The following is a 19890-nucleotide window of genomic DNA, read 5'->3' as shown; positions in this document are numbered from 1 at the left end:
CATTACATAGATTGGAGATTCTGAAATTAATGAAAGAAAAAATACTTAATATACTTCTTAAAAATAAATCTACCTATACTTCTGGCGAGTTTTTAAGTGGTCAGCTTAACATATCCAGAGCTGCTATTTGGAAACACATAAAAAGTCTCAGAGAAGATGGGTATACTATAGAATCTTATCCAAGAAAAGGTTATAAATTAATAACATCAGCTAACTTACTTACAAAAGAAGAAATTTCACCATATCTAAAAACTAAATTTATAGGTAGAAATTTACTCCATTTTGATACTATAGATTCTACAAATACTAAGGCAAAAGAATTATGGAGGGATTTAGAAAATGGTACTTTAATAGTTTCTGAATTTCAAAAAAGTGGTCGTGGTAGACTTGGTAGACCATGGTGCTCTTCCCCCCGAAAAAACATACTTTGCTCTATAGTTTTAAAACCAAATATGGATATAAAAGAAATTCCTAAAGTAACTAGTCTTGTAGCAGCTGTTTTATATAAAACTTTTAATGATTTCTCAATAGATGTTAAAATCAAATGGCCAAATGATCTTTTTCTCAATAGTAAAAAAATAGCCGGAATATTAACTGAAATGAGTGGAGATATGGACAGTATAAATTATCTTATAATAGGTATAGGAATTAATATAAATTCTACTTTAACTGATTTTAATGAAGAAATAAATAAAATAGCTACTTCACTTAATATAGAGTATGGACATGAATTTTCCAGACAAGAATTCTTAGCTAAATTTTTAAATAATTTTGAGGAATTTTGGACTAATTTTACAAACGGAAACTTTAAAGAAGCTTTAACAATTTGTCGAGAGAATTCAAATATTATAAATAAAGATGTGCTTCTAATAAGTAGAGGTGTCTCTGAATCTGTAACTGTACTTAATTTAAATGATGACAGCTCATTGCTTGTTCTAGATTCTAATAATAAAGAAAAAACTATTTTTTCTGGTGAAATATCTATTAGAAATCTTTAGTTATCTTTGTAACATTATATTTAATAATAAAGGGGAATAAACTAATTCCCCTTTATAGCTATATATTCGAATTTTCAACAACATTTTTTAATATTTCAGCTGATGATTTTAACTTTTCTTGTTCTTCATTAGATAATGGTATCTCTAATATCTTACTAGCTCCTGTTCTATTTACTATTGTAGGTATCGCTAAATAAGTATCCGCTATACCATATTCTCCATTAAATAACGATGATACTGTAAGAATAGTTTCTTCATCTCCTAAAATTGCTTCTACAATTCGTCTTACAGCTAAAGCTACTGCATAATTTGTGTATCCTTTCCTATTAATAACTTCATATGCTGCCTTTTTAACCTTATCTGGTATACTGTATTTAAAGCTTCTATCACATTTGTTACAAGTTGCGATGCAATAAGCATCTGCATTTATACCTGCTATATTAGTTAAACTCCAAGCTGCAATTTCACTATCTCCATGCTCACCTATTATATAAGTATGAACATTTCTTGCATCTATTTTAAAATGCTCACTTAACATATATTTAAATCTTGAAGTATCTAAAACTGTTCCTGAACCTATTACTCTATTTGCAGGGAAACCTGAAAGTTTATAAGTTATATGAGTTAATACATCTACCGGATTTGATACTACTAAAAGTATTGAATTGGGACTATATTTAACTACCTCTGGCACTATTGATTTAAATATAGATACATTTTTATTCACTATATCAAGTCTAGATTCTCCTGGTTTTGGTCCTATACCTGCTGTTATTATTACTATATCTGAATCTTTAGTAGCTTCATAATCACCTGCAACTATATTTACTGGTTTTACAAAAGCAGCACCATGAGATAAATCCATCACCTCTCCTTCTGCTCTATCCTTGTTAATATCTACTATAACCATTTCTGATGCAAGACCTTTATCCATAAGTGCAAAAGCTGTAGTTGAACCGACAAAACCTGCACCGATTATTGAAATTTTATTTGATTTTACTCTATTCATTATATCCATCTCCTTAAACTTTATTAAATAATAATTATTATCTCCTAATAATTATATTATATTACTTTTTTATGAGATAATCAATTATATTATAAGCAATAATTTCAAAAAAATTTTAATATTAAATAATTTTTTTAAATACTTATATTTTTTTATTTTTTGATATATAATCAATATGTCGAAATTAAAACTTACTTGGAGGTGCTTAATAAAAATGAAATTAAATGTAATTGGTGTCCCATTATTCTATGGTTCTGATAGAGTTGGAGTGCAAGAAGGTCCAAACACCTTAAGAGACCATGGGCTTTTAGATATACTTAGTTTACACAGCAAAAGAGAAATTTATGATTCAGGTAATTTATACGTTGAAGACGTTGAAATAGATGCTAAATATACTATGCATAATAAAATGAAATATTTAAAAGAAATAATTACTGTTAATAAAAACCTGGCAAATTCTGTTTTTAATTCATTAAATGCAAATTCTTTTCCATTTGTTGTAGGTGGGGATCATTCATTAGGTCTTGGTAGTGTAGCGGGTGCTTCTAAATATTTTGGTGAGGACTTTGGAGTTATTTGGATAGACGCTCATGGAGATATAAATACAGATGTTAGTTCTCCTACTGGTAATGTTCATGGTATGCCTCTTGCAGCTTCTATTGGAATAGGTCCAAAGGAACTTAAAAATATTTATTTTGATGGGGTAAAAGTTAAACCTTCAAATATATTTATTCTTTGCGCAAGGGATTTAGATAAAGGTGAACTCGAACTTATACAAAAACATGATTTATCAGTTTGGACAACTTCTCAAATTAAGGAAATAGGTGTTTCTAAAGCTTTAGAAGAACTTCTAATAAAAATTAAAAACATTAACAATATTCACTTAAGTTTTGATATAGATTGTTTAGATGCTGAACTAGTACCAGGAACAGGAACACCTGTTACTGATGGTATGGAGCTTAACGAAATAAAATATTTACTTCAAGGCATTTTATCAACTAAGAAAATTAAATCTATGGATTTTGTAGAATTCAATCCGTTTATAGATAAAGATAATAAAACTTTAAATAATTGTATTGATTTATTAAACTTAATTGCTAAAGAGCTATAATATGAAAAAATCTCAGTTTTTGAGATTTTTTCTTTTATTTATTAGCTTTTTGTATTATTATAAATATTAGTAATACTAATTTAGGAGGCTTTTAAATGAAACTTTTGTTCTTTGATACTGAAACTACCGGAATACGTCCAGGTAGTATATGCCAACTTAGCTACATATTAGTTGATTCTTCAACTAAACCTCAGACAACCATAGGAAAAAATTTTTTCTTTACTGTTGATTTTGTAGAGGCTGAAGCTGAAAAAGTTCATGGTTTTTCTGTAGAAAGGCTATATGATTTAAGTAACGGAATGTACTTTGAAGATACTTTAGACGAATTTTATAATGATTTTATTGATGCTGACTTTGTAATAGGTCACAATGTTCAATTTGATATAAAATTTTTAAAACACGAACTAGCTGGAATGGGAGACGATTATAATCCTAAAAATACATTTTGTACTATGAATTATTACAAAAATATTTGTAAGCTTTTAAAAGCAAATGGAGAATATAAAAATCCTAAGCTTGAAGAACTTGTTAAGTTCTTAAATATTTCTAAAGAAAAAATAGAAGAAACATCTAATAATTTATTTGAGGGCAGTGGAAATTATCATGATGCGCGTTTTGATACCGCTGCTACATACCTTACAGTTATAGAAGGTATAAAACAAAAATATATACAACCTGGTTATTTCACAAACCTATTAAAATCTTAACTTTATAAATTCTTAAAATTTGTAACTTAAATCATTGTTAAAACTCTTCAATATGATATAATTATTTCATATTGAAGAGTTTTTAATTCTTCAAAATTAAACTTTAGGAGGGTTTATAATTATGAAAAGTTATATTTGTGATGTATGTGGTTATATTTATGATCCAGCTGTAGGAGACGAAGATAACGGTGTAGCTCCAGGAACTCCATGGGAAGATGTACCAGAAGATTGGTTATGTCCTCTTTGTTCTGTAGGTAAGGATCAATTTTCAGTAGTAGAATAAGATTCTAAGCTCTAAGGCATCACCTTAGAGCTTTTATTTTTAATATATTAACTTTGCATTTTTTAAATTTACTCTAAATTTAATTTTTTTCGTATAGCTTTTTCTAAAAGCTTTGTTTTCTCTTTATCCATAGGAGGAACACCTTCTAATCTATACTTGATATTCATAGTCTCATATTTGCTTACTCCTAAAACATGATAAGGTAAAAACTCAATTTTTTCTATATTTTTAATACCTTTTAAAAATTCATATAATTCATCCATATATTTATCACTATCTGTTAATCCAGGAGTTACAACCTGCCTTATCCATATAGGTGTATTTTTTCTTTGCAGTACTTCCAGAAACTCATTAAACTTATCCATTGTTTTTAATGTTACTTTCTTATAACCTTCTGCTGTGACATGCTTTATGTCTAAAAGCACTAAATCAACATACTCTAATATTTCATCATAATGTCCTACTCCAACCCCTGATGTATCCAAAACAGTATGAATATTATGCTCTTTGCAAAGTTTTAAAATATCTATCAAAAACTCCCATTGAAGAAGTGGTTCTCCACCTGAAAAGGTTACACCTCCATTACTTTTAAAATACGGTTTATATCTTAAAATCATTTTTATTAATTCTTCTTTTGTATATTCTTTTCCACCCTTGTGATTTAAACTATCAATATTATGACAAAAAGCGCAATTTAAATTACATCCTTGCATGAATACTATAAATCTAATTCCAGGTCCATCAACAAGTCCCATAGATTCTATTGAATGAATTCTTCCTTTAATCATAATCACTTTCTCCTCTTATATTAAATGCTCTTATAATTCTTTAATTTAGTATAACTTATCATTCAAAAAATATATAGTAGCCTTTCTTTATTTAGTTTAAATAAAGCCTTAGCAACGCTAAGGCTTTATTCTTTAAAACATTTATATATTTTCGTGGAAAGTTCTCTTTATAACTTCTAATTGCTGATTTCTAGTAAGTCTATTAAAATTAACAGCATATCCTGAAACTCTTATAGTAAGTGTTGGATATTTTTCTGGATGTTCCATTGCATCTACTAGTGTATCTCTATTAAATACATTTACATTTAAATGATGTGCACCTTGTACAAAATATCCATCTAATATATTTACTAAATTTAAGCTTCTTTCTTCTAAAGTTTTTCCTAAAGCATCCGGCACTATAGAAAAAGTATTTGATACTCCATCTTCACAAACATAATTATAAGGTATTTTAGCTACTGAATTTAAGCTAGCTAAAGCTCCACTATTATCTCTTCCATGCATAGGATTTGCACCTGGTGCAAATGCTTCTCCAGATTTTCTTCCATCTGGCGTAGAACCAGTCTTCTTACCGTAAACTACGTTTGATGTTATTGTAAGAACTGATAAAGTATGCTTTGCATTTCTATGAAGCGGATGCTTTTTAAGCTCACTTGAGAATTTATTAACAAGTTCTACAGCTAAATCATCTACTCTATCATCATCATTTCCATACTTAGGAAAATCTCCTTCTATTTCAAAATCTACTGTAACTCCATTTTCTCTTATAGGTCTAACTTTTGCAAATTTAATTGCACTTAATGAATCAGTTGCAACTGAAAGTCCTGCTATACCAAAAGCCATAAGTCTTTCTACAGTTGTATCATGTAACGCCATTTGTCCTTTTTCATAGGCGTATTTGTCATGCATGTAGTGAATCACATTCATAGTATCTACATATATCTTAGCAACCTTTTCTAAAACCTTAAAGTAATTTTCCTTTACTTTTTCATAATCTAGTATTTCATCTTCTATTTTATCTACACCTTCAATTACTAACTTAGAAGTTCTTTCATCTACCCCACCGTTTATAGCATATAAAAGTGCCTTAGCAAGATTTGCTCTAGCTCCAAAGTATTGCATTTGCTTTCCTACCTTCATAGCAGAAACACAGCAAGCTATAGCGTAATCATCACCATACATAGGTTTCATAACATCATCATTTTCATATTGAATAGCATCTGTTAATATTGACATTTCAGCACAGAACTTTTTAAAGTTTTTTGGTAATTTTTCTGACCATAAAACTGTAAGATTTGGCTCTGGTGCTGTTCCTAAATTAATTAAAGTATGCAGATATCTAAACGAAGTTTTAGTTACAAGTGGCTTACCATTAACACCTACTCCACCTATAGATTCTGTTACCCAAGTAGGATCCCCAGCAAATAATTCATTATATTCAGGAGTTCTTAAATGTCTTACAAGTCTTAATTTTATAATAAATTGATCTATTATTTCTTGAGCTTCTTCTTCTGTTAATATCCCATTTTTCAAATCTCTTTCTATGAATATATCTATAAATGTAGATGTTCTTCCAAGAGACATGGCAGCTCCATTATTTTCTTTAACAGCAGCTAAATATCCAAAATAAACTGCTTGTACAGCTTCTTTAGAATTTTGAGCTGGCTCACTTATATCTACTCCATAGCTTTTTGCCATAGCTTTAATTTCATCTAAAGCTCTTATTTGCTCTGAAACTTCTTCTCTTTTTCTTATAAGCTCCTCAAGCATATCTCCTTTTAATTCTTTTAAATCTTTTTTCTTTTCTTCAATTAAATAATCTATTCCGTAAAGAGCTATTCTTCTATAATCACCTATTATTCTACCTCTTCCATAAGCATCTGGAAGTCCTGTTAAAAGTCCTGCACTTCTAGCTCTTCTTGTTTCCTCTGTATAAGCATCAAAAACACCTTGGTTATGAGTTTTTCTATACATAGGAAAATACTTCTCCATATTATCATCTATCTTGAAGCCATATTCTTTTAATGAACTTTCTACCATTCTCCATCCACCAAATGGATTTACTATTCTTTTAAGTGGAGCATCTGTTTGAAGACCAACTATAACTTCATTTTCTTTATCTATAAATCCTGGTTCATAGTTGTCTATTCCTGATACTCTTTCTAACTCAACATCTATAATTCCTTTTTTTATTTCTTCTTGTATCAATTCACTACATTTATCCCAAACTCTTTTAGTTTTTTCTGTAGGTCCTTTTAAAAAACTCTTATCACCTTCATATAAACTATAATTTTTTTGAATAAAATTTCTTACGTCAATACCTTGTTGCCAACTTCCTTCATTAAAACCTTCCCATTGTTTAAACATAAGTTTTACCCTCCATTTATTAAAACTATATAATTAAAACTGTATTTCAACTGAAAAGAATTATCAATTGATTCACATTCATTATAACGTATATTTATATATTTCTCAACAAATTTCTTTATAATCTTAAATTTTTTACTTAGACTCTAATTTCTATAATACATAATATATAAATCTTTTAAAAGTATATAATTTACTATTTATAATAATTAGATAAATAAAATTAATATTTTCAATCTGATTTTTTACAATTTAATCCGAATATTTTTTATATCTTTAAAGTTATAGTTCGTATCTGCACTTAAATGGTATCACTACAATTTCCAATTGTCAATATTGCATAGAAAAATCGTCATATAATTCGTATTAATACGTATTATATGACGATTTTTCTATTTTATTGTTCGCATTCTATTTTCTAGCTATCCCAATAATTTCAGAAATATTTTTAATTCCTTCTCTTATACAAAACTCATTAAGTCCTGTAATTATTTCTTTACCTGCCATTGGATTTATAAAATTAACAGTCCCTATTTGGATAGCTGTAGCTCCTGCCATGATAAATTCTATGGCATCAGTTGCATTTGTTATTCCTCCAAGTCCTATAACTGGTACATTTACTACCTTTGAAACATCATACACCATTCTTAAGGCTATTGGCTTAACACAAGGGCCTGAAAGTCCTGCAGATATATTATTAAATACTGGTCTTCTCTTATGTATGTCTATTGCCATTCCCTTTAACGTGTTTATAAGAGATATAGAATCTGCTCCATTTTCTACACAAGTATAAGCCATATCTACAATATCTTCAGCATTAGGACTTAACTTCACCATAAGCGGAATATTAGTAACCTTTTTTATTTTTGATACTACTCCTCCAGCTACTTTAGATTTTATACCAAAAGCCATTCCTCCTGATTTTACATTAGGACAAGATATATTAAGTTCTATTAAATTCACTCCACTACCGTTTAATTTTGAACAAGCTTTTTCATAATCTTCTATGGTAGCCCCACCTACATTAGCTATTATATTAGTATTAAGCTTTTTCATCTTAGGAAGTTCTTCCTCTAAGAAAGTATCTATTCCTGGATTTTGCAGTCCTACTGAATTAAGCATACCAGAAGGTGTTTCAAAAACTCTAAAGCCTTCATTTCCAAGCTTCTTATTTAATGTTAATCCCTTTGATGAGATTCCACCTAAAATTCCTACATCGTAAAACTCATTATATTCTTCTCCGAATCCAAATGTTCCTGATGCTGCGATTACCGGATTTTTAAAATCTACTCCGTTTATATTTACATTTAACATTCTCTCTACCTCCAAAACTAAAGTTCTATCTCATATCCGTTAAATACTGGACCATCTTTACAACTTCTTTTATTACCATTTTTAGTTTTACAGGTACATACAAGACACGCACCTACTCCACATGCCATATGTTTTTCCATAGATACATATACTTCTACATTCTTTTCTTTACATTTATTAACTACATTTTTCATCATAGGTTCAGGTCCACAACAAAGCACTGTATCATAAAGGTCTAAATTCAAAATCTCTGTTACAAAACCTTTTTTACCTACTTTCCCTGAATCTGAAGATATTAAAACATTATCTACATATTGTTTAATATCTTCTATTAAATAAGCTTCATCTCTAAAACCACAAACCAAATCTACTTTAATATCTTTATTATTTTGCTTAAGCCTTTTTGAAAGTTCTAACATAGGTGCTATACCTATTCCTCCAGACACAAGTGCAACTCTTTTATAGCTTTTTATATAATCAAATCCGTTACCAAGAGGTCCAATTACATTAAGGGTGTCTCCTTGTTTCAAATTTTTGAATTCATTAGTCCCTTGTCCAACTACTGCATATACAAAACTAACTTTATTTTCATCTACTTCACAAACTGATATCGGTCTACCTAAAAGTGTAGTATTTGGCTTTAACATATAAAATTGCCCTGGCTTGATATCTGCTTCATGATAAAAACTTAGCTTATAGATTCCTTCTACTAATTTAATATTTTCTAGAATCTCTGCTTTAAAATATTTTTTCATCCTTAGTTTTCCCCCTTAACCCTTTTAACTTCAGCATTTATTGCATCTCTCATAGCTATAGCTTCAATTCTAGAAGCTTCTGCAAAATCCTCTTCCATGTTTCTTTCTTTATAAGCTAAAAGAATTTTTCTTGAAGAATTAACTACTCCACCGTTACCATCTTTTAAGTATTCACATACATCTTCTGCAGTTCCACCTTGAGCTCCATATCCAGGTATTAAGAAGAACATTTGGTTTAAGCTTTCTCTCATAGCTTTTACTTCTTCTCTTTGAGTACATCCTAATACCCCTCCGATTTGGCTATATGAGCATTCTCCTAAGAATTCCTTTCCTAAAATATGAACTCTTTCCCCTACATTATCATAAAGCTTGCCACCATCTTTTAAGTCTAAAGCTTCAAAGTCTTCTGCTCCCTTATTAGATGTTCTTACTAAAACAAATAACCCTTTATTTCTATCTTTAACATATTCAAGATATGGCTCTATACTATCCATTCCCATATAAGGACTTAATGTTATAAAATCACTTTCAAAATCACCTTCAAAGTGTGCTTTAGCATACATCTTAGCTGTTGCAGCAATGTCACCTCTTTTAATATCTGCAATTATTATTGCATCCTTTTTTCTAAGGTAAGCTAAAGTATCCTTATATGCCTTTAATCCTTTTAAACCAAGAGCTTCATAATAAGCTATTTGAACTTTATAACATGCAACCACATCTAAAGTTTTATCTATTATTCTTTTATTGAATTCAAATATAGCTTCTCCATCATCTTCGTAAGTTTTCTTAAAACCCTCTGGTAAATAAGCTAGGCTTGTATCAAGACCTAAACAAACCATTCCATTTTTTTCTACTCTATTATATAATTTATCTACTATATTCATATTCTACCCCTCTAAAACTCTATATACTATTTTACCTTGCCTTATAGTCATAACAACTTCACCTTTAAATTTATATCCATGAAAAGGTGTATTTTTTCCTTTTGAAACTAAAGAATTTCTATCTATTGTTATTTCTTTATCTCTATCTATTATGACTAAATCACCATCTTTCCCTAAGTCTAAAGTTCCCTTATTTGCTCCTAAAATTTCAGCCGGTCTCTTGCTCATAAGTTCACTTAACCTATTTAGACTTATATGTCCTTCTAGTACAAGTTTTGTGTAACAAATATTAAACGCTAACTCTAAGCCAGTCATACCTGGTGCATTATTCTTTTTATCTTCCTCACTATGAGGCGCATGATCTGTTCCTATAGTATCTACATATCCATCCTTAATAGCTTGTATTAGAAAATCTCTATCTTCTTTGGGCCTTATAGGTGGATTTACTCTATAGTTACTAACATCAGAGGTTAAACCTATATGATGTGGTGTTACTTCCGCTGTAATGCTTAATCCCTCTTTTTTTCCGTCTATAATATAGCCCATTGCTTCTTTAGTTGATACATGTGCCATATGAAGTCTAGCTTTGGTCTCCCTAGCCAAGTTAACATCTCTAAAAGTCATAGTATTTTCAGCCTGTCTCATATCTGATTTAGAAAAACTACTTGTTTCTGCATGAGACATAATTACAATGTCATTTACACTTGCTATTTCCATAGCTTTTCTCATAATTTCATCACTTTCTACACCTTTTCCATCATCAGAAATAGCTTTAATACTTTTATCTCCCCTAAAACTATCTAGATGACTTAAGGTTTTACCATCAAAATTCTTAGTTATTGATATACATTGATGAATATCTACAAGTCCAACTTCTCTTGCCCTTTTTCTTATAGTGTCTAAAACTTCTTTTGTACTACATATAGGCATGGTATTTGCCATAAGATTTACTAAAGTATATCCACCTTTTACTGCAGCCTTTGAGCCAGATTCTATATCTTCCTTATACGTAAAACCAGGCTCTCTAAAATGAGCATGAGTATCTATAAACGCTGGCATTACTGTAAGTCCTTTTAAATCTACTGTTGCCACATTATAGTTTAAATCTTTACCCATATCTTTTATAAATCCATCTTCTATATAAATATCACCATAAAAATCTGTTTTATAATCTACTAAATGTCCATTTTTCAAAAGTAATTTCATATATTAAACCTCCTATACACATCCAAGTAATTTAGCTATAAGCGCCATTCTAACATACATACCGTATTTAGCTTGACGAAAATAACTTGCTCTAGGATCATCATCTACATCTGTTTGTATTTCATTAACCCTAGGTAGTGGATGCATTACTATCATATCTTCTTTTGCAAGATTTAGTTTTTCTCGGTTTAATATATAACTATCTCTTAAACTTAAATATTCCTCATATTTTTCAAATCTTTCACCTTGAACTCTAGTCATATAAAGTATATCTGCATGTTTTAATCCCTCTTCTAGAGAAGTAGTTTCTATGAACTCAATATTGTTTTCTATTAAGAATTCCTTTTTTATATAATCTGGTAATTTTAATTCATTTGGTGATATTAGAATAAATTTGTTGTTTTCATATCTAGACATGGCCTTTATTAAAGAATGTACTGTTCTTCCAAACTTTAAGTCGCCACAAAGAGCTATTACGTTATTATTAAAGCTTCCTTTTAAAAGCTTAATAGTAAGTAAGTCTGTTAAGGTTTGAGTTGGATGCTCATTAGAGCCATCACCTGCATTTATGATAGGTACACTTGAATGTTTTTTTGCCCTCTCAGCTGTCCCTGACTCTGGATGTCTTATAGCTATAATATCTGAATAGTTAGATACTACTTCTATAGTATCCTCTAAAGTTTCTCCTTTAGCCGTTGAACTTGAATTGGCTTCCGAAAATCCTATTACACTTCCTCCAAGTCTGTGCATTGCAGCTTCAAATGAAAGTCTAGTTCGTGTGCTTGGCTCGTAAAATAATGCAGCAAGTAACTTTCCTTCACAAACTTTAGAATATTCCTTTGGATTTTCAATTATTAGATGTGCTAAATTTAAAATTTCGTCTAGCTCCTCAAGCGTAAAATCTCTTGGACCTATAAGATGTTTTCCTTTTAACATATTTATCACTCCTTCTTAACCTCTCAGTGTTAAATTTAAAGAAGAGAAAGATATATAATTTTATAATTTAGCTTTTAAAAAAAGCCTTCCTAAAAATAGGAAGGCTTAATAATGCTAAACTTCTTAAAATGACATTATATAACTTCCTTATTGACCTCACGGGATCAAATTAAAGGTTTCTTTATTGTAGATATAATATCACACTTTATAGCATGTGTCAAATTAATACATTAAATAAAAAGTCCATTTAATTTTAATTTTCCATAAAGCTACTTAGTTTGTTTTCTCTTTTTATTAGAGAGTCTTTAAATTCTCCTTCTATTTTTTCGGCTTCTTCAATATCCTTATTAAGAGTTTGTCGATAATTATTATATTCATCAACTTCAGAATCACTATAGAAATAAATCATATTTTCAGTAGCTTTAAAATTTCCATGTCTTGTTTCAATAAATTCTAATATTTTTTGTGTATCCTTCAAAATTAAATCTGCACTATTAAAACACTTATCCAAATATTCTTTGTCTTCAGGAAAGGATTCAAGTACACCTTTAACGAAGCCTTTTCTATATATTTTACTTATTTTATCACTATTAGCATCTTTTTTGAAATTTTCTAAAGTAACATCAGTATCTCTTTTATATTTGTTTAATAAGTCTGCAGTCTTTTTAATCTTATTTTTTGATTCAATTAATTTTTCATTATTTGAAAGAGATTCTGGTAATAGAATTGTTTTAAATCCAATTAAATCTATTTCTTTTTGTAAAGCAACACTTTTCCCATATCCATCCATGTAATATTTTTGTGTAAGTTCTAGTACAGATACTCCATATCCATATGTATTTTTATCAAACTCTAGTGACGATATATCTTCATTATTTAAAGATGATTGAACAATCTCCGTAATTTTTTTACAAGTCTCTCTTTCTTGCTTTATTTCTTTAACAACACTCTTAACTGAAATAGCTCCTACACCTATGCTTATTATAAAATATATAATAGTCAGCACTAAAAGCAATTTATTTTTTTTATTCTTTGCTAAAATTATTGTAAATAGAAATGTAATTATTGCTACAGCTAGTCCAAATCCAATTCCCACCAAAGCATGTTTAGGTATTAATTCCTTTACATAATTTTCTGATACTCTAAACTGTAGCACATTCGTAATACAATTTAATATAATTGCTATAAAAAACATTATTATAGCTCCAATTATGCATAGTAAATTTACCTTTTGTTTCTTATCATTTTCCATTTGTATTTTTTCCCCCTATGAATTTAATATCAATTAAACATTATACTAAAATTCATAGCTTATTAGAATACTACAAATTTATTTTTTTACAATATATTCTATAATTTAATCTTTATAATCAAATATTTAATTAGATATTTTTTTATAATATAATTATTTATTAAGGATTATATTATATATCTATCCTTTATATAAACAAAACTTACCATAAAAATTATGGTAAGTTTTAGTATCACTTCTTATAAATATATTCACTTTTTAATTCTTTACCCTGAATTATAGATATTTTACCTAAAATATCTCCACACATACTTTTCCTAGGGACTTGAAATTCTTTTATATTTTTTTCAAATTCTCCTCCCTTTTTAGTTACATAATAAAATTTATCATCTTTTATATCTTTACCATTAATTTTTGTATCTTTTACTAAATCATTTAATGATTCCTCTTTAAAATCATAAGTTTTATCTACATATTTATATATTTTTTCTGTCGTCTTCCATCTTGGTGTACAATTTAAAACAACTATTATTACATCACGTCCATTATGATTTATAGAAGATACTAGGCATTTTCCTGCTTGCCCTGTATATCCTGTTTTTACACCATTAGCATTTGGTATATTCCATAAAATTTTATTTATATTATTATAATCTCTTGTAAAATTATATTTTGCTTTTGATATTTCCTTACTTCCTACTATTTCTCTGAACAAATCGTTTTCCATAGCTTTTGAAGTTACTAGAGCCAAATCATAAGCTGTTGAAAAATGATTTTGGCTATCTAAGCCATGAGGAGATTCAAAGTGTGAATCTAACAAACCTATATTTTTTGCCATATCATTCATAAGCATTGCAAAACCTTCTACTGAACCGCCTAGATATTCTGCTATAGCGATTGCTGCATCATTTCCTGATTTAAACATAAGACCAAAAAGAAGTTCTTTTAACTTTATTTTTTCTCCTGCTCTGTATCCAACTGTTGATCCCCTTATTCCTGCAGAATTTTTAGATATAGTTATTTCTTCATCTAAATTCCCATACTTTATAGCTGTTATCGCAGTTAAAATTTTAGTTGTACTTGCCATAGGTACAACTTCATAGGCCTTTTTTTCGTACAAGACCTGTTTGCTCTTGCTATCTAATGCTATTGCACATCTTGCATCATTACTTATTTCATCTCCATATGCTATAAAATTATTTGTAAGCAATAGAAATACCATTATTACTAACATTATTCTTATGTTTCTATTTCGCATTTTTACTCTCCTTTTCACTTATATTTCATAACTAAATTTATTTTTCCACTAAGTTTAATTATTAAACCCTGAATTAATGAGTAATTTTGCTTATTAATGGTAATAATAGCAATGAAATCTTATAAGGAGCTTAATTTTTACTATGTCTATATTTTTTATAATACTTTTATGTTTTATCTTTTTAGTTTTAGTGCCATTTCCATTAAAACTAAATATAACTTTAGAAAATAAAGAGCTTAAAATATATTTTTTTAAAATTCTATTATTTTCTAAAGAAAGAACTAAAAGAAAAATAGCAAAGAAGAAAAAGAAAACTTCTAAAACTAAAAGTTATAGTTCTAAAATAACTATTGATAAATTACGTTCATTATATAAGACCCTTACTAGAAATTTATTTAAATCCAAATTAGAAATTTATTTTTGTATGGAATATTCTTTAAATGATGCTGCTTATACAGCTCTTAGCATAGCCCCAGCTTACGATTTAGCTATGTTACTTATTAATATTTTAGATATGCCCTTTAAAGTAAAAATAAAGGCCCTAACCATAACCCCTATATTTAAAGATAAATTTCTACTTAAATTACATTTTACAAGTATAATTTGGACTAATTTAGCAAAAATAATATATGTATCGATATTAATTTTTAAAAAATTAAGAGAAAAAAATTAGGTATAACTTTTTTAATAAGGAGGGAACCCTTTTAGGGGAATTTTATGAGTTTAAATCATCCAATTGAAGACTTGATGCGTAGTACTATGGAAAACTTAAAAGATATGATAGATGTAAATACTGTTGTAGGTGAAGCCATTGAAACTAAGGATGGCAGTTACATAATTCCTATATCTAAAGTATCCTTTGGTTTTGCTTCTGGAGGTAGTGAATTTAGTTGTGATAAGATAATTGATGGAAAAGATAATCGTTATCCATTTGGAGGTGGATCTGGAGCTGGTGCTACAGTTAAACCAGTAGCATTTTTAATTATTAGAGGTGATTCTGTAAGACTAATCCCTGTAGATCAAAACAACACCTATGACAGAATAGTAGATACAGTTCCTCAATTATTTGACATGATAAAAGATTTGTTTGGACAAAAATCTGAAGATGATGAGGATTTTGAAGAAGAATAAATTATGAAATTGAAAATTGAGAGTAAATTTATCTAGAGCTCTCAATTTTCAACTTTTTTTATTCTAATTGTTCTTCTTCATTTTCTATAACCTCATTGAATAAATCAATAGATGGCATCTCTTTTAAGTCTCCAAGACCAAACTGTCTTAGAAATTCATCTGTAGTTCCATATTGTATTGGTCTTCCTGGAACTTCAAGCCTTCCTATTTCCTTTATTAGATTTCTTTCAATTAATTTCTGAAGAGCACTTTCGCTTTTAACTCCTCTTATTTCATCTATGTCTATTCTTGTAATTGGTTGCTTATAAGCAACTATAGCAAGACTTTCTAATGATGCCTGAGATAGGGATTGCCTTGAGTTTTTCTTTAATAATTTTTGTACATAATCACTATTCTCTGCCTTTGTAACTAATTGATACATTCCATTTACAGTTATAAGTTTTATTCCTCTTGATGAATCTTCATACCTTTTTGTAAGTTCATCCATAAGTTCATATGTATACTCTAAAGGAGTTTCTATTATCTTAGCTATTTCTTTTCCTGTAAGTGGCTCTCCACTTACAAATAATAATGACTCTATTATAGAAAAAAACTTATCTTTTTTTGAAGTTTCCTTAAATTCAAATTGATTTATATCATTAATATTCATTATCTGTACTCCTTTCAACTATTATCTCTTCAAAATTTTCTTGTTGAACTATCTTAACCATCTTTTGTTTTATCATCTCTAATAAAGCCAAGAATGTTACAACAACCTCCATTTTACATTCACACTGTTCAACTATCTTTGAAAACTCATAATAGTTCCCTTTTTCTATATTATTAATTATATATTCTATCTTATCTTCTATTTTATACTTGTCCACATATATCTTTTTTTCAATTACATTTGCATTGTTTTGTTTATTTTTGTAATTTTCTATAAGTTGATTATAAAGTGTATACAACTTTAACATATCAAAATTTTTAAGTAATTCCTCATTTGATATATCATTTTTAACATCCTCTATTATCTCTGGTTTCTTAGTAAAAACCTTTCCTGTATATATTGCTTTTTCACTTAAAAACATGGCTGCTTGCTTAAACTTTTTATATTCTATAAGCTTTTCCATAAGTATTTTAGTCATGTCTTGCTCGTCTTCTGGATTTTCTTCCTTTGGCTTTGGCAAAAGCGTTTTTGACTTTATTTCTAAAAGGGTCGCTGCCATAACTATAAATTCAGAGGTTATTTCTAAATCTAATTCCTTCATTTGCTTTATAACATCTAAATATTGAGTTGTTATTTCAAATATCTTTATATCATGAATGTTCATTTTATTCTTCTTTATTAGATGTAAAAGTACGTCAAACGGGCCTTCAAAATTTGAAACCCTAATATCTGGCATTGCCATTACTAATCCCCCTTAAATGCTATAATTCCTATATTATATAATAGCAATTGTCTTATTATAAAGCAAGCTTGTTCGCCTTACTATAATAAATAAAAAATAGACATGAATTACTTTATAAATACACTTTACTTAAGTAAAATTTCACATCTATTTACACCACAATTTGTAATGTCATAATACCTCTATTTCTTTTCTTTCTGCCTTTAAATTACCCATTTTACTTTTTCGTTTCATAAGTTCATCTTGAATTTCTATTAAACTTATATTTTTAGAATTTAATAAAACTAATAAATGATAAATAAGATCACATACCTCTTTAATTACCTCATAGTTATTATTCCCTTTTGCACTTATTATTACTTCGGTTGATTCCTCACCTATCTTTTTTAATATTTTATCTAATCCTTGCTTAAACAAGTAATTTGTATATGAATTTTCATAGTCCTCTTCTTTTCTAAGTGCAATTAAATTATATAAATCTACTATTGAATTTTCTATTTTTCTATCCATTCATTACCTTCCTTATAAATTAACAATTATTTTATAAATTCACCTTATAAAAAAAACAACTAAAGCTTCCTGTATGACAAGCAACACCTTCTTGTTTAACTTTTATTAATATAGTATCTAAATCACAATCAATCCTTACTTCCTTAACATACTGAAAGTTACCTGAGCTTTCTCCCTTATTCCAAAGTTTTTTTCTACTTCTACTATAAAACCAAGTAGTTTTTTCTTGTAATGTTTTTATAAAACTTTCTTTATTCATATAAGCTAACATTAATACTTCATTTGTTTCTATATCTTGAATTATAGTTGGTACCAAGCCGTTAGACTTTTCAAAATTTATAGCATCTATTATATTCTCATTAATTACTTCAAACCCATTTTCTAAAATTGTGATTTTTTTTAGCATACATCCTCCTAAGATATATAAAAAAATAATAGAGTAGTGGCTTAGCTATTATTCTTTTCACTATACCTAAATTCTAACCTTTATATTATTTTCTTTAAGATATACTTTAAGTTTATTTATCTTAACTTCTTCATAATGAAATAATGAAGCTGCTAATGCAGCGTCTACATCAGCTTCTTTAAATACATTGTAAAAATCCTCAATCTTACCAGCTCCCCCTGAAGCTATTACTGGTATTTTAACTATATTGTTTATAGATTTTAAAAGTTCTAAATCAAACCCTTTTTTAGTTCCATCAGAATCCATAGATGTTAAAAGTATTTCTCCCGCACCCAACTTTTCCGCTTTCTCTATCCATTTAAATACATCTATACCTGTGTCTATCCTACCACCATTGATAAACACATTAAATCCTTTAAAATCTGCTCTCCTTTTAGCATCAACCGCTAAAACCATACACTGACTTCCAAAATAATCACTTACTTCTTTTATCAATCTTGGATTTTTAACAGCTGCTGAATTTAAGCTTACCTTATCAGCACCTGCTTTTAATATAGCTCTTACATCATTGATATTTTTAAGTCCACCACCTACTGTAAATGGTATAAAAATTTCTTCTGATATACTCCTAACTAAGTCTATCATTATTCCTCTATCTTCGTTACTTGCAGTAATGTCTAAAAATACAAGTTCATCTGCTCCTTCATTGTTATAAAATTTTGCATAGTCTATGGCTGAACCAACAGATGCTAAATTTATAAAATTAACCCCCTTTACCACATTCTTGCCTATAACATCTAAACAAGGAATTATTCTTTTAGTATGCATTATTTCCCTCCTTTTAATTAAACTTCAAGTTTACAAAGAACTAGTGCTTCTTTTAGATTTAATGTTTTTGAGTATATGGCTTTACCTGTTATTGCAGCATAAAGATTCATTTCTTTTAATTTTTTTATATCCTGAATATCTCTTATGCCTCCTGAAGCTGTTATTTTAATATTACTTACTTTATTCAATACTCTTAATGCTTCATAGCTTGGTCCATTTAATGTTCCATCCTTATCTATATCTGTAACTATTATATTTGAAATACCTATTTTTTCTAATGATTTTGACATATCTAAAAAATTTATATTACTTTTTTCAACCCATCCTCTCCCATATACATAACCATCTTTAAAATCTATTGCTATAGCTATTTTCTCTCCATATTCCTTTACTGCAAGTTTTAATAAGCTCAAATCATTTAAAGCTGCTGTTCCTAGAATGACTTTTTCTACTCCTAAATCAATAAGTTTTTTTATAGTATCTATATTTCTAATTCCGCCACCTACTTCAACTTTAATCTTTGTTATATCTATAACCTCTTTAATTATTGAAAAATTCTTTAAGGCACCTATTTTTGCCCCGTCTAAATCAACTATATGAATATATTCTGCCCCTTGGTTCTTAAAATCTAAAGCTGTTTTTATAACACTTTCTGCTACAATCTCCTCTTTAGAATAATCACCTTTATAAAGTCTAACAGCTTTTCCATTCCTTATATCTATAGCCGGTATAATTATCATTTTCTAATCTCCTTTA

The 19890-nt window shown here is 28.5% G+C and carries 21 protein-coding genes and 1 pseudogene; 6 read left to right on the top strand and 16 right to left on the bottom strand.

Translation table 11 applies throughout. The features are described 5' to 3' along the window. Nucleotides 1–29: 29 nt before the first annotated feature. The gene (locus tag BUB01_RS05090) at nucleotides 30–998 is read left to right on the top strand and encodes a biotin--[acetyl-CoA-carboxylase] ligase (protein ID WP_072985605.1); all 969 of its coding nucleotides are present in this window, start codon (nucleotides 30–32) and stop codon (nucleotides 996–998) included. Between the two features lie 58 nt (nucleotides 999–1056). Here BUB01_RS05090 and BUB01_RS05085 read toward each other — a convergent pair whose 3' ends face one another. After that, nucleotides 1057–2007, bottom strand: a complete 951-nt coding sequence (locus tag BUB01_RS05085) for an L-lactate dehydrogenase (RefSeq protein WP_072985604.1) — start codon at nucleotides 2005–2007, stop codon at nucleotides 1057–1059. A gap of 214 nt (nucleotides 2008–2221) precedes the next feature. On the opposite strand from BUB01_RS05085, the gene rocF reads away from it, so the two are divergent. From rocF to rd, 3 genes are all read left to right on the top strand, one after another. Beyond that, the gene (gene rocF / locus BUB01_RS05080) at nucleotides 2222–3118 is read left to right on the top strand and encodes an arginase (RefSeq protein ID WP_072985603.1); all 897 of its coding nucleotides are present in this window, start codon (nucleotides 2222–2224) and stop codon (nucleotides 3116–3118) included. A 95-nt stretch (nucleotides 3119–3213) separates the two neighbouring features. Further along, nucleotides 3214–3825, top strand: a complete 612-nt coding sequence (locus BUB01_RS05075) for a 3'-5' exonuclease (RefSeq protein WP_072985602.1) — start codon at nucleotides 3214–3216, stop codon at nucleotides 3823–3825. A gap of 121 nt (nucleotides 3826–3946) precedes the next feature. Then, nucleotides 3947–4108, top strand: a complete 162-nt coding sequence (gene rd, locus BUB01_RS05070) for a rubredoxin (RefSeq protein ID WP_072985601.1) — start codon at nucleotides 3947–3949, stop codon at nucleotides 4106–4108. 68 nt (nucleotides 4109–4176) lie between these two features. Here the strand turns inward: rd and pflA are convergent, their stop codons facing one another. From pflA to BUB01_RS05025, 9 genes and pseudogenes are all read right to left on the bottom strand, one after another. Beyond that, nucleotides 4177–4896, bottom strand: coding sequence for a pyruvate formate-lyase-activating protein (gene pflA, locus BUB01_RS05065; RefSeq protein ID WP_072985600.1), 720 nt, complete (start codon nucleotides 4894–4896; stop codon nucleotides 4177–4179). 141 nt (nucleotides 4897–5037) lie between these two features. Beyond that, the gene (gene pflB, locus BUB01_RS05060; protein ID WP_072985599.1) at nucleotides 5038–7263 is read right to left on the bottom strand and encodes a formate C-acetyltransferase; all 2226 of its coding nucleotides are present in this window, start codon (nucleotides 7261–7263) and stop codon (nucleotides 5038–5040) included. Between the two features lie 411 nt (nucleotides 7264–7674). After that, nucleotides 7675–8577 carry a dihydroorotate dehydrogenase gene (locus BUB01_RS05055; protein ID WP_072985598.1) on the bottom strand — a complete coding sequence of 301 codons (903 nt, stop codon included), beginning with the start codon at nucleotides 8575–8577 and terminating at the stop codon, nucleotides 7675–7677. A gap of 17 nt (nucleotides 8578–8594) precedes the next feature. Further along, on the bottom strand, nucleotides 8595–9332 hold the full coding sequence (locus BUB01_RS05050) for a dihydroorotate dehydrogenase electron transfer subunit (protein ID WP_072985597.1): 738 nt from the start codon (nucleotides 9330–9332) through the stop codon (nucleotides 8595–8597). Nucleotides 9333–9334: 2 nt separating this feature from the next. After that, nucleotides 9335–10216, bottom strand: a complete 882-nt coding sequence (gene pyrF, locus BUB01_RS05045; protein WP_072985596.1) for an orotidine-5'-phosphate decarboxylase — start codon at nucleotides 10214–10216, stop codon at nucleotides 9335–9337. 3 nt (nucleotides 10217–10219) lie between these two features. Beyond that, on the bottom strand, nucleotides 10220–11422 hold the full coding sequence (locus tag BUB01_RS05040; RefSeq protein WP_072985595.1) for a dihydroorotase: 1203 nt from the start codon (nucleotides 11420–11422) through the stop codon (nucleotides 10220–10222). Nucleotides 11423–11434: 12 nt separating this feature from the next. Further along, on the bottom strand, nucleotides 11435–12358 hold the full coding sequence (gene pyrB, locus BUB01_RS05035; RefSeq protein WP_072985594.1) for an aspartate carbamoyltransferase: 924 nt from the start codon (nucleotides 12356–12358) through the stop codon (nucleotides 11435–11437). 253 nt (nucleotides 12359–12611) lie between these two features. Then, nucleotides 12612–13610, bottom strand: coding sequence for a hypothetical protein (locus tag BUB01_RS05030; RefSeq protein ID WP_072985593.1), 999 nt, complete (start codon nucleotides 13608–13610; stop codon nucleotides 12612–12614). Nucleotides 13611–14034: 424 nt separating this feature from the next. Next, nucleotides 14035–14832, bottom strand: a pseudogene (locus BUB01_RS05025) (D-alanyl-D-alanine carboxypeptidase family protein); the annotation flags it as partial. Nucleotides 14833–15010: 178 nt separating this feature from the next. Between BUB01_RS05025 and BUB01_RS05020 the strand changes: the two are divergent. Both BUB01_RS05020 and ytfJ read left to right on the top strand, forming a co-directional pair. After that, the gene (locus BUB01_RS05020; RefSeq protein ID WP_072985591.1) at nucleotides 15011–15541 is read left to right on the top strand and encodes a DUF2953 domain-containing protein; all 531 of its coding nucleotides are present in this window, start codon (nucleotides 15011–15013) and stop codon (nucleotides 15539–15541) included. 44 nt (nucleotides 15542–15585) lie between these two features. Continuing rightward, nucleotides 15586–15999 (top strand): GerW family sporulation protein, encoded by a 414-nt coding sequence (ytfJ, locus tag BUB01_RS05015; protein ID WP_072985590.1) that lies wholly within the window; start codon nucleotides 15586–15588, stop codon nucleotides 15997–15999. Nucleotides 16000–16057: 58 nt separating this feature from the next. On the opposite strand, the gene scpB is transcribed toward ytfJ, so the two are convergent. The 6 genes from scpB to hisA all read right to left on the bottom strand — a co-directional run bounded on the left by scpB (nucleotide 16058) and on the right by hisA (nucleotide 19874). Further along, nucleotides 16058–16642, bottom strand: a complete 585-nt coding sequence (gene scpB, locus BUB01_RS05010; protein WP_084108415.1) for an SMC-Scp complex subunit ScpB — start codon at nucleotides 16640–16642, stop codon at nucleotides 16058–16060. After that, the gene (locus tag BUB01_RS05005) at nucleotides 16638–17390 is read right to left on the bottom strand and encodes a segregation/condensation protein A (protein WP_072985588.1); all 753 of its coding nucleotides are present in this window, start codon (nucleotides 17388–17390) and stop codon (nucleotides 16638–16640) included. Before BUB01_RS05005 ends, scpB begins: the two co-directional genes overlap by 5 nt. 171 nt (nucleotides 17391–17561) lie before the next feature. Then, a complete protein-coding gene (gene hisE, locus BUB01_RS05000; protein ID WP_072985587.1) occupies nucleotides 17562–17900 on the bottom strand; it encodes a phosphoribosyl-ATP diphosphatase in 339 nt (112 codons plus the stop codon). 31 nt (nucleotides 17901–17931) lie between these two features. Next, complete coding sequence (gene hisI, locus BUB01_RS04995; RefSeq protein ID WP_084108367.1) at nucleotides 17932–18306, bottom strand: phosphoribosyl-AMP cyclohydrolase; 375 nt, start codon at nucleotides 18304–18306, stop codon at nucleotides 17932–17934. Between the two features lie 66 nt (nucleotides 18307–18372). Further along, nucleotides 18373–19134, bottom strand: coding sequence for an imidazole glycerol phosphate synthase subunit HisF (gene hisF / locus BUB01_RS04990; protein ID WP_072985586.1), 762 nt, complete (start codon nucleotides 19132–19134; stop codon nucleotides 18373–18375). 17 nt (nucleotides 19135–19151) lie between these two features. After that, complete coding sequence (gene hisA / locus BUB01_RS04985; RefSeq protein WP_072985585.1) at nucleotides 19152–19874, bottom strand: 1-(5-phosphoribosyl)-5-[(5-phosphoribosylamino)methylideneamino]imidazole-4-carboxamide isomerase; 723 nt, start codon at nucleotides 19872–19874, stop codon at nucleotides 19152–19154. Nucleotides 19875–19890 lie beyond the last annotated feature (16 nt).

Source organism: Clostridium cavendishii DSM 21758 (assembly GCF_900141845.1).
Taxonomy (GTDB): domain Bacteria; phylum Bacillota; class Clostridia; order Clostridiales; family Clostridiaceae; genus Clostridium_AG; species Clostridium_AG cavendishii.
Note: the sequence above shows the minus strand (reverse complement) of the source record. Positions and strands in the feature narration are given on the sequence as shown.

Excerpts from the sequence above, each read along its gene's own strand:
- BUB01_RS05020 (WP_072985591.1), top strand. The coding sequence starts at position 15,011 with ATGTCTATATTTTTTATAATACTTTTATGTTTTATCTTTTTAGTTTTA.
- pflA (WP_072985600.1), bottom strand. The coding sequence starts at position 4,896 with ATGATTAAAGGAAGAATTCATTCAATAGAATCTATGGGACTTGTTGAT.
- BUB01_RS05050 (WP_072985597.1), bottom strand. The coding sequence starts at position 9,332 with ATGAAAAAATATTTTAAAGCAGAGATTCTAGAAAATATTAAATTAGTA.
- rocF (WP_072985603.1), top strand. The coding sequence starts at position 2,222 with ATGAAATTAAATGTAATTGGTGTCCCATTATTCTATGGTTCTGATAGA.
- pyrB (WP_072985594.1), bottom strand. The coding sequence starts at position 12,358 with ATGTTAAAAGGAAAACATCTTATAGGTCCAAGAGATTTTACGCTTGAG.
- BUB01_RS05055 (WP_072985598.1), bottom strand. The coding sequence starts at position 8,577 with ATGTTAAATGTAAATATAAACGGAGTAGATTTTAAAAATCCGGTAATC.
- hisF (WP_072985586.1), bottom strand. The coding sequence starts at position 19,134 with ATGCATACTAAAAGAATAATTCCTTGTTTAGATGTTATAGGCAAGAAT.
- hisI (WP_084108367.1), bottom strand. The coding sequence starts at position 18,306 with ATGCTAAAAAAAATCACAATTTTAGAAAATGGGTTTGAAGTAATTAAT.
- rd (WP_072985601.1), top strand. The coding sequence starts at position 3,947 with ATGAAAAGTTATATTTGTGATGTATGTGGTTATATTTATGATCCAGCT.
- BUB01_RS05075 (WP_072985602.1), top strand. The coding sequence starts at position 3,214 with ATGAAACTTTTGTTCTTTGATACTGAAACTACCGGAATACGTCCAGGT.
- pyrF (WP_072985596.1), bottom strand. The coding sequence starts at position 10,216 with ATGAATATAGTAGATAAATTATATAATAGAGTAGAAAAAAATGGAATG.
- BUB01_RS05090 (WP_072985605.1), top strand. The coding sequence starts at position 30 with ATGAAAGAAAAAATACTTAATATACTTCTTAAAAATAAATCTACCTAT.
- BUB01_RS05040 (WP_072985595.1), bottom strand. The coding sequence starts at position 11,422 with ATGAAATTACTTTTGAAAAATGGACATTTAGTAGATTATAAAACAGAT.
- BUB01_RS05085 (WP_072985604.1), bottom strand. The coding sequence starts at position 2,007 with ATGAATAGAGTAAAATCAAATAAAATTTCAATAATCGGTGCAGGTTTT.
- hisE (WP_072985587.1), bottom strand. The coding sequence starts at position 17,900 with ATGGATAGAAAAATAGAAAATTCAATAGTAGATTTATATAATTTAATT.
- pflB (WP_072985599.1), bottom strand. The coding sequence starts at position 7,263 with ATGTTTAAACAATGGGAAGGTTTTAATGAAGGAAGTTGGCAACAAGGT.
- BUB01_RS05030 (WP_072985593.1), bottom strand. The coding sequence starts at position 13,610 with ATGGAAAATGATAAGAAACAAAAGGTAAATTTACTATGCATAATTGGA.
- hisA (WP_072985585.1), bottom strand. The coding sequence starts at position 19,874 with ATGATAATTATACCGGCTATAGATATAAGGAATGGAAAAGCTGTTAGA.
- ytfJ (WP_072985590.1), top strand. The coding sequence starts at position 15,586 with ATGAGTTTAAATCATCCAATTGAAGACTTGATGCGTAGTACTATGGAA.
- BUB01_RS05005 (WP_072985588.1), bottom strand. The coding sequence starts at position 17,390 with ATGGCAATGCCAGATATTAGGGTTTCAAATTTTGAAGGCCCGTTTGAC.